General features: G+C 64.0%; 11 protein-coding genes and 1 pseudogene. 5 read left to right on the top strand and 7 right to left on the bottom strand.

Annotated elements, in window-relative coordinates; all coding sequences use genetic code 11:
• Window position 1: 1 nt before the first annotated feature.
• Together LOY34_RS22895 and LOY34_RS22890 are read right to left on the bottom strand one after the other, a co-directional pair.
• A complete protein-coding gene (locus tag LOY34_RS22895; RefSeq protein WP_195885007.1) occupies window positions 2–3,094 on the bottom strand; it encodes a multidrug efflux RND transporter permease subunit in 3,093 nt (1,030 codons plus the stop codon).
• Window positions 3,091–4,257 carry an efflux RND transporter periplasmic adaptor subunit gene (locus tag LOY34_RS22890; RefSeq protein WP_258664045.1) on the bottom strand — a complete coding sequence of 389 codons (1,167 nt, stop codon included), beginning with the start codon at window positions 4,255–4,257 and terminating at the stop codon, window positions 3,091–3,093. The genes LOY34_RS22895 and LOY34_RS22890 overlap by 4 nt, the downstream gene beginning before the upstream one ends.
• A 291-nt stretch (window positions 4,258–4,548) precedes the next feature.
• Between LOY34_RS22890 and LOY34_RS27625 the strand changes: the two are divergent.
• Both LOY34_RS27625 and LOY34_RS22885 read left to right on the top strand, forming a co-directional pair.
• Window positions 4,549–4,830: pseudogene (locus LOY34_RS27625) on the top strand (PAS domain-containing protein); the annotation flags it as partial.
• Window positions 4,831–5,046: 216 nt separating this feature from the next.
• Window positions 5,047–6,132: a methyl-accepting chemotaxis protein gene (locus LOY34_RS22885; protein ID WP_371128667.1), complete on the top strand. Its 1,086-nt coding sequence runs from the start codon at window positions 5,047–5,049 to the stop codon at window positions 6,130–6,132.
• 6 nt (window positions 6,133–6,138) lie between these two features.
• Here LOY34_RS22885 and LOY34_RS22880 read toward each other — a convergent pair whose 3' ends face one another.
• From LOY34_RS22880 to norR, 4 genes are all read right to left on the bottom strand, one after another.
• Window positions 6,139–6,888, bottom strand: a complete 750-nt coding sequence (locus tag LOY34_RS22880; protein WP_195885005.1) for a YkgJ family cysteine cluster protein — start codon at window positions 6,886–6,888, stop codon at window positions 6,139–6,141.
• On the bottom strand, window positions 6,885–7,196 hold the full coding sequence (locus LOY34_RS22875) for a hypothetical protein (RefSeq protein WP_093379574.1): 312 nt from the start codon (window positions 7,194–7,196) through the stop codon (window positions 6,885–6,887). Before LOY34_RS22875 ends, LOY34_RS22880 begins: the two co-directional genes overlap by 4 nt.
• A gap of 79 nt (window positions 7,197–7,275) precedes the next feature.
• Window positions 7,276–8,175: a chemotaxis protein gene (locus LOY34_RS22870; RefSeq protein WP_045197161.1), complete on the bottom strand. Its 900-nt coding sequence runs from the start codon at window positions 8,173–8,175 to the stop codon at window positions 7,276–7,278.
• 80 nt (window positions 8,176–8,255) lie between these two features.
• Complete coding sequence (norR, locus tag LOY34_RS22865; protein WP_258664044.1) at window positions 8,256–9,809, bottom strand: nitric oxide reductase transcriptional regulator NorR; 1,554 nt, start codon at window positions 9,807–9,809, stop codon at window positions 8,256–8,258.
• Window positions 9,810–9,962: 153 nt separating this feature from the next.
• On the opposite strand from norR, the gene hmpA reads away from it, so the two are divergent.
• Both hmpA and LOY34_RS22855 read left to right on the top strand, forming a co-directional pair.
• Window positions 9,963–11,144, top strand: a complete 1,182-nt coding sequence (gene hmpA / locus LOY34_RS22860; RefSeq protein ID WP_123566510.1) for an NO-inducible flavohemoprotein — start codon at window positions 9,963–9,965, stop codon at window positions 11,142–11,144.
• 170 nt (window positions 11,145–11,314) lie between these two features.
• A complete protein-coding gene (locus LOY34_RS22855) occupies window positions 11,315–11,782 on the top strand; it encodes a phosphate-starvation-inducible protein PsiE (RefSeq protein ID WP_093379589.1) in 468 nt (155 codons plus the stop codon).
• Here LOY34_RS22855 and LOY34_RS22850 read toward each other — a convergent pair.
• On the bottom strand, window positions 11,751–12,056 hold the full coding sequence (locus tag LOY34_RS22850; RefSeq protein ID WP_123566509.1) for a DUF3509 domain-containing protein: 306 nt from the start codon (window positions 12,054–12,056) through the stop codon (window positions 11,751–11,753). The genes LOY34_RS22855 and LOY34_RS22850 overlap by 32 nt on opposite strands.
• Window positions 12,057–12,256: 200 nt before the next feature.
• On the opposite strand from LOY34_RS22850, the gene LOY34_RS22845 reads away from it, so the two are divergent.
• Window positions 12,257–12,673 (top strand): hypothetical protein, encoded by a 417-nt coding sequence (locus LOY34_RS22845; protein WP_195885003.1) that lies wholly within the window; start codon window positions 12,257–12,259, stop codon window positions 12,671–12,673.

Below are 12,673 nucleotides of genomic sequence, written 5' to 3'. Positions count from 1 at the left end.
CTCAACTGGCATCGGTTTGCGCCATGGTCACGGCCGTCTGGCGCCGGTGGAACAGGCGTTCCAGGGCCAAGTATATGACCGGTGTGGTGAACAGTGTCAGCGCCTGGCTGACCAGCAGCCCGCCGACCACAGCAATGCCCAGTGGCTGGCGCAGCTCGGCGCCGGCGCCCATGCCGAACATCAGCGGCACGGCGCCAAGCAGGGCGGCGAGGGTGGTCATCATGATCGGCCGAAAACGTGTCAGGCAGGCCTTGTGGATCGCCTCTTCGGCGCTCAGGCCCTGGTGGCGCTGGGCGTCGAGGGCAAAATCGATGAGCAGGATGCCGTTCTTCTTGACGATGCCAATCAGCAGCACGATGCCGATCAAGCCCATGATCGAAAAATCCTCGCCCGACAGCCACAACAGCGCCAGGGCGCCGAGCCCGGCCGAGGGCAGGGTGGAGATGATGGTCAGCGGATGGACGAAGCTCTCGTAGAGCACGCCGAGGATGATGTACACCGCCACTAGCGCCGCGAGGATCAGCCACGGCTGGCTCGACAGCGAACTCTGGAAGGCCTGGGCCGCACCCTGGAAGGTGCCGATGATCGAATCGGGCATGCCCAGTTCGCGCTGGGTGCGTTCAAGAATCTGCACCGCGTCGCCCAAGGCGACGCCGGGGGCCAGGTTGAACGACAAGTTGGCGGCCGGGAACAGGCCGTCATGGGCAATCGACAACGGCCCGGTGCTCGGCGCCGCGACCTTGGCCAGCACCGACAACGGCACCATCTCGCCGTTCAAGGGCGAGCGCAGGTAGAAGTAGTTGAGGCTCTCGGCCTTGCCGCGCTGGCGGGCGTCGAGTTCGAGGATCACCTTGTACTGGTTGGTCTCGGTCTGGAACTCGCTGATCTGCCGCTGGCCGAAGGCATCGTAGAGCGCCTGGTCGACGTCGGTGGTGGTCAGGCCGAAACGCGCCGCGGCCTTGCGGTCGATGTCGATGCGGGTAACGCTGGCGCCCAGTTGCAGGTCGTTGGACAGGTCGCGAAAGGCCGGGTTGGCCTTCAGCCGCTCGGTCAGGCGCTGGGTCCAGAGGTTCAGCGCCGGGCCGTCATTGCTCTTGAGCACGTACTGGTACTGGCTGCGGCTTGGTCCGGAGCTGAGGTTGATGTCCTGGCCGGCGCGCAGGTACAAGACCACGCCCGGCACCTTGGCCAGTTTCGGCCGCAGGCGGTCGATGAATTCGCTGGCCGAGACGTCGCGATCGCCGCGGTCCTTGAGGGCGATCCAGAAGCGGCCGTTGGCGATGGTCTGGTTGCTGCCGGTGACCCCGACAGCATGGGAGAAGGCTCGCACGGCCGGGTCGGCCTCGACGATCCTGGCCAGCGCCTTATGTTTTTCGAGCATGTCCGGGTAGGAGACATCGGCCGCCGCCTCGCTGGTGCCGAGCACGAAGCCGGTGTCCTGCACCGGGAAGAAGCCTTTGGGGATGGCAATGTAGCCGACCACTGCCAGGGCGAAGGTCAGGCCGAATATACCCAGCATGAGTCGCTGGTGGGCCAGGGCCTTGACCAGCCCGCGCTCGTACCAGCCGAGCAGGCGGCTCGGGGTGTCATGGGCGTTGTGCTGCGGGCGGCGCATGAACAGGGCGCAGAGGGTCGGCGCCAGGGTCAGCGACACTACCACGGAAATCAGGATGGTCGAGGTGGCGGTGAGGGCGAACTCCTTGAACAGCCGCCCGACCACGCCGCCCATGAACAGCAGCGGAATGAACGCGGCAATCAGCGAAAAACTGATCGACACCACGGTAAAGCCGATTTCGCCCGAGCCCTTGATCGCCGCCTCGCGCATGCCGTCACCGGCTTCCAGGTGACGGTGGATGTTCTCCACCACCACGATTGCGTCATCGACCACAAAGCCCACGGAGATGACGATGGCCACCAGGGTCAGGTTGTTCAGGCTGAAACCGAACAGGTACATCAGGGCGAAGCTGGCCACCAGCGACACACCGAGCACGCTCGACACGATCAGGGTCGCCGACCATTGGCGCAGGAACAGCGCCATTACCCCGATCACCAGCAGCACGGCGATCATCAGGGTGATCTCCACCTCGTGCAGCGAGGCGCGGATGGTCTGGGTGCGGTCGTTGAGCACCGACACCTGCACGGATGCCGGCAGCATCTGCTCAAGCCCCGGCAAGGCCGCCATGATGCCGTCGACGGTATCGACGATGTTCGCCCCGGGCTGGCGGAACACCACCAGGTTCAGGCCCTGCTGCTCGCCGGACCAGGCTTTGACGTAAGCGTTTTCGGCGCCATTGATGACCTTGGCAACATCCTGCAGGTGCACCGGCGCGCCGTCGCGGTACGAGACGATCAGCTGGGCGTATTCCTCGGGGTGGAACAACTGGTCGTTGGTGGCGATGGTCGACACGCTGTTCTGCCCGTACAGCGCGCCCTTGGCCAGGTTCAGGCTGGTCTGCTGGATGGCCTGGCGCAGGTCGGCCAGGGTCAGGCCCAGGGCGGCGAGTTTTTCTGGCTGGGCCTGCACGCGGATGGCCGGGCGCAACTGCCCGGTGATGTTGATCAGGCCGACCCCGTCGATCTGGCTCAACTGGCGGGCCAGCAGGGTTTCGGCGTAATCACTGAGCTCGTTGGCCGGCATCTGCGCCGAGCTTACGGTAAGAATCAGCACCGGGCTGTCGGCCGGGTTGACCTTGCGCCAGGTTGGCGGGCTGGGCATGTCCTGGGGCAGGCGCGCGGTGGCGGTGTTGATTGCCGCCTGGACTTCCTGGGCGGCGGTGTCGATGCTCTTGTCGAGGGTGAACTGCAAGATCAGGTTGGTCGAGCCCAGGGCGCTGCTGGAGGTCATCTGGGTCATGCCGGGGATGGCGCTGAACTGTACCTCAAGCGGCGTGGCCACCGACGAGGCCATGGTTTCCGGGCTGGCGCCGGGCAGTTGCGCGGTGACCTGGATGGTCGGGAAATCGGCTTCGGGCAATGGCGCCACCGGCAGGCGCGGAAAGGCGATGACCCCGAGCAGCACCAGGGCGAAGGTCAGTAGCAGGGTGGCGATCGGGCGGTCGATGCACCAGGCGCTGATCGAGCCGCGCGGGTTCATGGCTGCACCTTGGCGCTGGTCACGTCTTCTGGCGGCGGCGCCTCAGGGGCGACTTCGACATGGGCGCCGGGCTTGAGCCGCGACTGGCCGTCGGACACCAACTGGTCGCCAGCTGCGACCCCGGCAATGATGTTCAGCACACTGTCCTGGTACAGCACCTTGACCGGCACGCTGTCGACCTTGTCGCCATGGAGGCGGTACACGTAATGGCCGTCGATGCCGCGCTGCACCACTTGCGGTGGCACCACCAGGGCTTTTTGATCCAGCGCGGTCTGCAGTTTGAGGGTCACCAGTTGCCCGGGCCACAGCCGCGCATCCGGGTTGGCGAACTCGGCCTTGACCCGGATGGTGCCGGTGTTGGCTGCCACCTGGTTGTCGATCAGGCTAAGCCTGCCCTCGCCCAGCAGTGTGCCGCCACTGTCGCCGTCGCCTTCCAGGTAGGCTTGCACCACCGCCGGGGTTGGCGCGGTGAGCAGGCCCTGCAGGGTTGGCAGCTGTTGCTGCGGCAGCGAGAATTCGACACCGATCGGGTCGATCTGGGTCACGCTGAACAGCCCCTGGGTGTCGGCCACGCGCAGGAAGTTGCCTTCATCGACATTGCGAATACCGACCCGGCCGGTCACCGGCGAGCGAATCTGTGTGTATGAAAGTTGTACCTGAGCGGCGGCAATCGCCGCCTGGTTGCCGAGTACCGTGGCCTTGAGCTGGTTTAACAGTGCCTGCTGCTGGTCGAGCGTCTGCTTGGAGACGCTGTTGTCGGTGCTCAGCAGCCTATAGCGCTTGAGGTCGACTTCGGCCACTTGCAACTGCGCCTGGCTCTGGCCCAGCTGGGCCTTGGCCTGTTCGAGGCTGGCGCGGATCGAACGGTCGTCGATGGTGGCCAGCAGGTCGCCTTGCTTGACCGCCTGGCCTTCCTTGACCAGCAACTGCGTCAGCAGCCCTTCGACCTGCGGGCGAATCACCACGCTGTGCAGCGACAGCACCGAACCGATGCCGCTGACAAAGCGCGGCACGTCCTGCTGCTTGACGCTGACCACGCGCACCGGGATGGCGCTACTGGTGGTGGATTGTTCCTTGCCGGGGCGGTTGACCAGCCACAGGGCGATGCCTGCCAGGGCGATGAGCAGGGCGCAGATAACGACGGAACGAGGCTTGATTCGCATGCTTGCAGGGCACCGCGGACGGAGGGGTGGGTATTTAGCGTTATAGCTGCTCAATCAGGTCAGCAGCGTGACCGCTAACTGACAGCGCTGACAGGTTTGGCGTACACCGCTCCTTTGTGGGAGCGGGCTTGACCCGCGATGAGGCCCGACCTGCCAACACAGCAGAATCTGTGTATTTCAGCTCGGTAATGGCCAAGTGCCAATATCCTGAGCTGGATCAAGATTGCGCAAAAATTTGCCACTAGAGTCGTACGCCCTGCCGATTCTCCCCGACAAAAACGAGTGCCTCCGATGAAGAGCAATTTGCCTGTGACCGGTCGCAATGTGGATTATCCCGGTGACGCCAATATCCTTTCCACCACTGACCTGACCAGCCAGATCACCTACGCCAATGACGATTTCATCAAGATCAGTGGCTTTACCCGCGAAGAGTTGATCGGCAACCCCCACCATATCGTCCGCCACCCGGACATGCCGCCCCAGGCTTTCGCGCAGATGTGGCAAACGCTGAAGAGCGGCCGCTCATGGATGGGCCTGGTGAAAAACCGTTGCAAGAACGGCGACCATTACTGGGTCAGCGCCTTTGTTACGCCCATCTCCAGCAACGGTCAGGCCATGGAGTACCAGTCGGTGCGGACCAAGCCCAGTGCCGAGCAGGTCGAGGCCGCTGAGCGTTGTTACGCCCACCTGCGCAGTGGCCGCAACCGCTGGTGGCAGCGTCTGCCGGTGCTGGGGTTGGGCTGGCAGTTGTGGGGCGGGGTGACCCTGGCGTTGGCGGCGGTGTTTGCCATCAGTCGCCTGCTGCTGCCGGTGCTGCCATGGCAAGGTGCGCTGGAGCTGATTGTGGCCAGCGGCCTGGCGGCGTTGATGATCTTCATTGCCCTGCGCCCGCTGGAGCGCCTGCGCGTGCAGGCCCAGGCGATTGCCGACAACCCCTTGAGCCAGCAGCTGTACACCGGCCGGCGCGACGGCATCGGCCAGATCGACTTCGCCCTGCGCATGCTCAAGGGCCAGTTGGGCGCGGTGGTCGGGCGTATCGGCGATACCTCGCGGCGCCTGGCCGGGCATACCGGCAGCCTTGCCCAGTCGCTGCAAAGCAGCCACAGCAACAGCCTGGAGCAACAAAGCGAAGCCGACCAGGTGGCCACCGCGATCAACCAGATGGCCGCCAGCGTTGCCCAGGTTGCCAGCAGCGCCCAGCAAGCCTCGCAGGCTGCCGACCAGGCCGAAGGGGAAACCCAGGCCGGGCATCAACTGGTCGATCTCAACCGCAGCGCCATCCAGAACCTGGCCAACTCGCTGAATTCGGCCACCGAAGTTATCCACAATCTGGAAAGCCACAGCAGCGAGATCACCGGGGTGCTCGAGGTGATTCGCGGCATCGCCGAGCAGACCAACCTGCTGGCCCTCAACGCTGCCATCGAAGCGGCGCGAGCCGGAGACCAGGGCCGTGGTTTTGCCGTGGTTGCCGACGAAGTACGCGGCCTGGCCCAGCGCACCGCGCAGTCGACCCACGAAATCCAGCGGATGATCAGCGCCCTGCAAAATGGTGCGCGCGAAGCGGTGCAGGTCATGCAGCAGAGCAGCGAACATGCCGGGCACAGTGTCGAACAGGCGCAGCGCGCCGCCAGCGCCCTGGACGGCATCAGCCTGCGGGTCAACCAGATCAGTGAAATGAGCCTGCAGATTGCCGCTGCAGTCGAGCAGCAAAGCCAGGTCAGCGAGAGCATCAACCGCAACATCATCAGCATTCGCCAGGCCAGCGAAGCCACGGTGCAGGTCGGCCAGCAGAGCCACCTGAGCGCCACCGACGTGGCCGGGCTGGCGCAAGACCTGCGCCGCTTGGCGGATGAGTTCTGGCGGCGCTGCCAGTAGGGTGATTCAAAAACCGATGAAGCTGTAGTACAGGCTCGGCTCGCTGCGCACCTGCGCACCGCAGGCTTCAAGCTCGGCGCTCAGTTGCGGGTCGACCACATGCAGCGTCCACGGCGCCAGCGGCTGCTCCAGCGCCGGTTGTTGCAGGGCCTGGGCCAATGCTGCGGTGTCGGGCAGGTAAGCGGTAAAGCCATTGCCCTTGAGCGCGCTGACATCGATGCCCAGTGCCTGGCAGATGGCAACCTTGGCACGGATATCATCGCGATCGGCCTGGCGCGAACGCTCGATCAGCTCCGCCAGGCGCTTATCGACCAATTGATTGCCGTGGATCAGCGCCGGGCCGCTTTGCCAGGCTTCGCCCGGGCAGTCCTTGGCTTCGGGGCGCAGCGGGATGTGCGGGTTGATTTCCATCGGGTAGATGCGGCACACCAGCGGGCGGATCTCGTAGATGCCGCAGCGGTTGTCGTCATCCAGGTTGCGGCAGCGGCCGGGGTTGAAGGCAGCGAAGGTGATGGTCACCCAGGCTTCGCTGCTGCCGCAGGGCACCGGCCAGGAGCGGCGCATGGCGTGCTCGCGCTGCTCGGCCGGCAGGCCCAGGCCGTTGGCGAGGAAGGCTTCGACCAGGACGATGACCTGGCCGCCAGAGTCAGCCCAGTGGCGGGCTTCGCTCAAGGTCAGGGGCACATGATGCCCGGTGCAGCATTTGCCACAGCCGGTGCAGTCGAAACGGATATCGGAGGCAGGTGCGCTGTTCACGGTTGGCCGGGTGCCCACTCGGTGACGAAAGCCGCCTTGCGTTTTTTATCGAACAGGCACAGCTCGGTGCCTTTGCGGTTGTTCATGTGTTTTTGCGGGTAGCGGCCTTCGAGCAGCAAGGCGCTGTAACCGACGCGGTCGTCGAACTCGGCGGCCTTGCCCAGGGCCTTGACCTGTTTGAGCTGGCTGGCGGCGATGCAGCTTTTCAGGACCTGCTGTTCATGCTCGCTCCAGGCCTGGCTGCTGGAAGCCTGGGCGCCGGCACTGAACACAGCGCAGCCGAGCAGGGTGAAGAGGAGGGCTTTCATGGCGGGTACTCGCAAAGGTGTGCGCACAATTGTGCCTGAGCCTCAGGCACATTCAAGCGCAGCGCTTCGCGGGTATGTGTCAGCGTTCTTCGAAGGCCACGGTGCGCGCGGCGACGATCAGGCAGTCGGTCAGCTCCGGCGAGGAGAACTTGGTCAGCACCGCGTTGGCCCCGGCATCCTTGGCTTTATCGCTGTTCATGGCGCTGTCCAGCGAGGTGTGCAGCAACACATAGAGGTGCTGGAAGTCAGGGGTTTCGCGCAGGGTGCGGGTGAAGGCGTAGCCGTCCATCTCTGACATCTCGATGTCCGATACCACTACGTTGATCTCGCGCTCGGTGCCTTGCAGTTCCAGCAGGGTGTTGATTGCATCCTTGGCGCTGCGCGCGGTGTGGCATTCGATGCCGAGGTTGCGCAGGGTGTGCACCGACTGCTGCAGGGCCACCTGGCTGTCATCGACCACCAGAATGTTGGTGGCGGCCAGTACCGCAGCATCTTCGGCATTGAGCTCGGAGCTGGCCACCTCATGGGGCGGCGGGGCGATGCCGTGGATGACCTTCTCGATATCCAGTACCTGCACCAAGGTGTTGTCGACCCGGGTCACGCCGGTGATGAACGACTTGCTCCCCGAGCCGTAGGGCGGCGGCTTGATGTCGGTGCTCAGGCAATGGACGATCTTGCTCACCGCCTGCACGTGCAGGCCCTGTTTGGAGCGGCTGATGTCGGTGACGATCAGGCAGCCGCCGTCCGGGTCTGCCAGCGGCCGTTCGCCGATGGCCCGGGACAGGTCGATGACCGACAGCGAGTTGCCGCGCAGGGTGGCCACGCCTTTGACGTGCGGGTGCGACTCCGGCAGCTTGGTCAGCGGCGGGCAGGGGATGATTTCACTGACCTTGAGCAGGTTGATCGCCATCAGCTTGCCGCTGCGCAGGGTAAACAGCAGCAGCGACAGCGAGTCCGCGCGGGCATTTTGCGACGCCATAGGCACCTTCAGGGCAGAGTAATAGGGGGAGATGCCAGGTTATCGACCCGGCAGCCCGTGGCTTTAATCACTCGGTGAAATCAGCGTAGACCCAAGCGCCGCGCCAGGCGACTGAGATTGGCCCGGTCCAGGCCCAGCTCGCGGGCGGTGCTGGCCCAGTTGTGCTGGTGGCGCTCCAGGCAGGTCTGGATCAGCTGGCGCTGGTAGTCATCCAGGGCCTGGCGCAGGTCGCCAACGGGCAGCGGCGCTTCGACCAGCGGCTGTGTTTCGGCTTGTGTCGGCAGCGCCTCGAGCGGGCGCAGGTCCAGGTCAGCGGCCTCCAGGGTGAGGATTTTCGGCCGCTGTGCATGTTGACCCAGGGCCTTGAGCGCCGAGCGGCCGATCAGGTGTTCCAGCTCGCGCACGTTGCCCGGCCAGCTGTAGGCAAGCAACGCGGCCTGGGCTTCGGCGCTCAGGCGCAGGCTACCGAGGCCCATGCGCGAGCGGTTCTGTTCAAGAAAGAAGCCGCTGAGCAGCAGCACATCGCGCCCGCGCTCACGCAACGACGGTACCAGCAGCGGATACACACTCAGGCGGTGGTAGAAGTCGGCGCGGTAACGCCCGGCGCGCACTTCTTCGGCCAGGTCGCGGTTGGTGGCGGCGATCAGGCGCACATCGACGCGGTGCTCCTGGTCCGAGCCCAGGCGTTGCAACTGGCCGCTTTGCAGCACGCGCAACAGCTTGGCCTGCACGCTCAGCGACAACTCGCCGACTTCATCGAGAAACAACGTGCCGCCATTGGCCAGCTCGAACTTGCCACGGCGCTCGCCGACCGCGCCGGTAAAGGCGCCACGCACATGGCCGAACAGCTCGCTCTCGACCAGGGTGTCGGGCAGCGCCGCACAGTTGAGGCTGATCATCGGCCGCTCGGCGCGGCTCGAGGCCTGGTGGATGGCCTGGGCCACCAACTCCTTGCCGACCCCGGTTTCGCCGGTGATCAACACCGTCAGGTCGCTGCTGCCGACCAGGCGGATTTCTTCCAGCAGGCGTTTGTGCGCCTTGCTCTGGCCGATCAGTTCTTTGTGCTGTTGGCCGCTGGCCTGGCGATACACCTCGGCGCGCTGGTGTTCGTCTTCGGCGCGCAAGGCCAGTTGTTCGATGCGCTCGGCAACGTTGACCGTAGCCGCAGCCAGGCTGGCAAAGGCCTGCAGGGCATCGAGCTCGACCTGCTGGAACTGCTCCGGGTCGAGCGCATCGAGGGTGATCAGGCCCCAGGGCTGTTCGTCGACAAACAGCGGGCAGCCCATGCAGTCGTGGACCTCAAGCTGATGATGCAGGCCTTCGACCAGGCCGTCATAAGGGTCGGGCAAGTCGCTGTCGCTGGCGAAGCGGGTGGGCTCTTCGCGGCTGAGGATGGCGGCAAAGCGTGGATGTTCATCGACCTTGAAGCGCCGCCCGAGGGTATCGGTGCTCAAGCCGTCCACCGCCAGGGGCACCAGCCATTCGCCGTCCAGGCGCAACAGCGCCGCGGCATCGCACGGCAGCAGGCTGCGCATGGCTTGGAGCAGGCGCCGGTAGCGCTCGCTTTCTGGCAATTCGCGGGACAGGTCGCTGACCAGCGGCAGCAAGGCGGTGAGCAGGGATTTTGCGGTCATAAAGACTCCTGTGGGTCAAAATGACTATATCGCAGATGTTGTCGTTATGACTCTTTAATTTATAAGTTGTTGATTTATATGGATTAAATAGTTGGCACGAAAGCTGTAATAACTCAGGCATTCATCAAGAAGCCACAGGCTCAGGAGTCATCCATGCTCAATGCCCAGGATCGTGCAATCGTCAAAGCCACCGTACCCCTGCTGGAAAGCGGCGGTGAAGCGCTGACCACCCATTTTTACAAGCTGATGCTCAGCGAGTACCCCCAAGTGCGCCCGCTGTTCAACCAGGCCCACCAGGCCAGCGGCGACCAGCCACGGGCCCTTGCCAATGGCGTGCTGATGTACGCCCGGCACATCGACCAGCTCGAGCAACTGGGTGGCCTGGTCGGGCAGATCATCAACAAGCATGTGGCTTTGCAGATCCTGCCGGAACATTACCCGATTGTCGGTAGCTGCCTGCTGCGCGCCATCGAAGAAGTCCTCGGTAAAGACATCGCCACCCCTGAAGTGATCGCCGCCTGGGGCGCGGCCTATCAGCAACTGGCCGATATCCTCATCGGCGCCGAAGGCGAGGTCTATGCACAAAAAGCTGCGGCCCCTGGTGGCTGGCGTGGCGCGCGCGCATTCAAGCTGGTCGAGCGGGTCGAGGAGAGCAGCGAAATCGTCTCGTTCTACTTCGCCCCGGTTGATGGCGGCGCGATCCTGCAGGCCGAGCCTGGCCAGTACATCGGGTTGCAACTGCTGATCGACGGCGTCGAACAGCGCCGCAACTATTCGCTGTCGGCCCTGAGCAATGCTGGCCAATACCGCATCAGCGTCAAGCGCGAAGCCGGCGGCAAAGTCTCCAACTACCTGCACCAGCAGTTGGCGGTAGGCGACAGCATCAACCTGTTCCCGCCATCGGGCGAGTTCACCTTGAGTGCCAGCGACAAGCCGCTGGTGCTGATCAGCGGCGGCGTCGGCATCACCCCGACCTTGCCGATGCTCGAAGCGGCGCTGGACAGCGGCCGTTTGGTGCACTTCATTCACTGCGCACGCAACGGCGCGGTGCACGCCTTCCGCGACTGGGTCGATGAACTGGCGGCGCGCCACCCGCAGGTCAAGCGCTTCTACTGCTATGCCGAGGACGATGGCGTCAGCCAGCCGGCGGACGCCGTGGGTTTGCTCAGCGCCGATCAGCTTGGCCAGTGGTTGCCGCAAGAGCGTGATGTGGACGCCTACTTCCTCGGCCCGAAAGCCTTCATGGCCGCCATCAAGCGCCACCTCAAGGGCCTGGGCGTGCCCGAGCAGCAGAGCCGCTACGAATTCTTCGGCCCGGCTTCAGCGCTTGAGTAAACACGTTTCGGTAACCGCGAACTGAAAGGATGGGGCACAGCCAGCGATGGCTGTGCCTTGCGGCAATCGGTCGCCTTCTCAAGCAGGGGGCCTGGCCTTTTTACTGCATGCAGACAAAGCGTCATGCGCCTGGCGCATCATCCTTCCAGCCGTATCAAGGAAACCGTATCGTGAGCATCAATTGGGCTGACAAACTGCGCAAGAGCCTGCATGGCTCGGCCGACTCGCTGGGCAACCTGTGCGTCGAGGCGTTCCACTACCTGGCCCTGTTCGGCATCGGTGGCATCACCGCCTACGCGGCCGTGGTCACCTTCATCGAGATGCTCGGCAAGGGCGTCAGCGTCGACGACATCCTGCTGCTGTTCATCTACCTCGAGCTCGGCGCCATGGTCGGGATCTACTTCAAGACCAACCACATGCCGATCCGCTTCCTGCTGTATGTAGCGATCACCGCGCTGACCCGCCTGCTGATTGGCGACGTGTCGCACCACAAGGCGCCGGACGCCGGTTTGCTGTACGTGTGCGGCGGCATCCTGCTGCTGGCGTTCTCGATCCTGGTGGTGCGCTACGCCTCGTACCGCTACCCGTCGACCAAAGCCATCGATGCTAGTGGCAAGGAGATCGAGGAAGCGAAGTAACCTGGCCGGCTTTTGCACCGTTGCGGGTCATGGCGGCGAGGATTTCCACGGCGCTGTGGCCCTGTTCGATGGCGATACCGAACTGGACGCTCTCGATCAAGCGCTGCAGGCGCTGCGGGTCATTGCGCTGGGCCGGGCTGATCAGCCGCTTGGCGACGATGCCGGTGTCGTTGGAGAGGGTCAGCATGATGCTGCCGTCGAGTCGCTCGATACTCAGGTTGACCCGGTACTCGGGGGCGAAAGCGTCGTTGATCTGTTCGAAAGGGTTGATCATGGTGCTTCATCTGGCAAAGACATGCAGTGATTGACCGGGAGGGGGAAGGTTGGTTCAGGTAACTTTTCTCACGATCTTTTGCGATATCTGACAGCTAAATCCTACGACCGAGTGGGATGCTTCTGAATTGCCTCTACCCAGGTAGAAGGCCACCTTTACCGTGCTAGGTTCCGGGCTTCGTTTGCCCAAGGAAGCTACACATGACACGGAATAATCAACCCACCTCTTCCTTCACCAACGCGCTGACTTCGCAACAGTGCGCAGCCGTTTCATCCCCTGTTACCGAAGCCATCTATCGTCTGGCAACCCAAGGCAGCCGCACGCGCAAGGGTGGTGTCATTCGCCAGGCCAGCGCCCCACTGACCATCACCCTGGACGATGGCCAGGTGGTGCGCGTGGCGCAGACCGGTGACTATGCCGAGTATCCGGACGGCAGCCGCGCGCACATCATCAGTGGCGCCGGAGCCCAGGGGCAACTGCAGGATCAGGCCATTGCCCTGGTCGGCAGTGCCTTGAGCAACGGTGATGAAATCATCGACACCCCACAAAACACCGTGCTGATCAGCAAGCAGCAAGGTGTACCCATGGCGGACGACTTCCTCACGAGCGCGAGGTGA

Source organism: Pseudomonas sp. B21-009 (assembly GCF_024749345.1).
GTDB lineage: Bacteria > Pseudomonadota > Gammaproteobacteria > Pseudomonadales > Pseudomonadaceae > Aquipseudomonas.
Note: the sequence above shows the minus strand (reverse complement) of the source record. Positions and strands in the feature narration are given on the sequence as shown.

Excerpts from the sequence above, each read along its gene's own strand:
- LOY34_RS22895 (WP_195885007.1), bottom strand. The coding sequence starts at position 3,094 with ATGAACCCGCGCGGCTCGATCAGCGCCTGGTGCATCGACCGCCCGATC.
- LOY34_RS22890 (WP_258664045.1), bottom strand. The coding sequence starts at position 4,257 with ATGCGAATCAAGCCTCGTTCCGTCGTTATCTGCGCCCTGCTCATCGCC.
- LOY34_RS22875 (WP_093379574.1), bottom strand. The coding sequence starts at position 7,196 with ATGAAAGCCCTCCTCTTCACCCTGCTCGGCTGCGCTGTGTTCAGTGCC.
- LOY34_RS22870 (WP_045197161.1), bottom strand. The coding sequence starts at position 8,175 with ATGGCGTCGCAAAATGCCCGCGCGGACTCGCTGTCGCTGCTGCTGTTT.
- norR (WP_258664044.1), bottom strand. The coding sequence starts at position 9,809 with ATGACCGCAAAATCCCTGCTCACCGCCTTGCTGCCGCTGGTCAGCGAC.
- hmpA (WP_123566510.1), top strand. The coding sequence starts at position 9,963 with ATGCTCAATGCCCAGGATCGTGCAATCGTCAAAGCCACCGTACCCCTG.
- LOY34_RS22850 (WP_123566509.1), bottom strand. The coding sequence starts at position 12,056 with ATGATCAACCCTTTCGAACAGATCAACGACGCTTTCGCCCCCGAGTAC.
- LOY34_RS22845 (WP_195885003.1), top strand. The coding sequence starts at position 12,257 with ATGACACGGAATAATCAACCCACCTCTTCCTTCACCAACGCGCTGACT.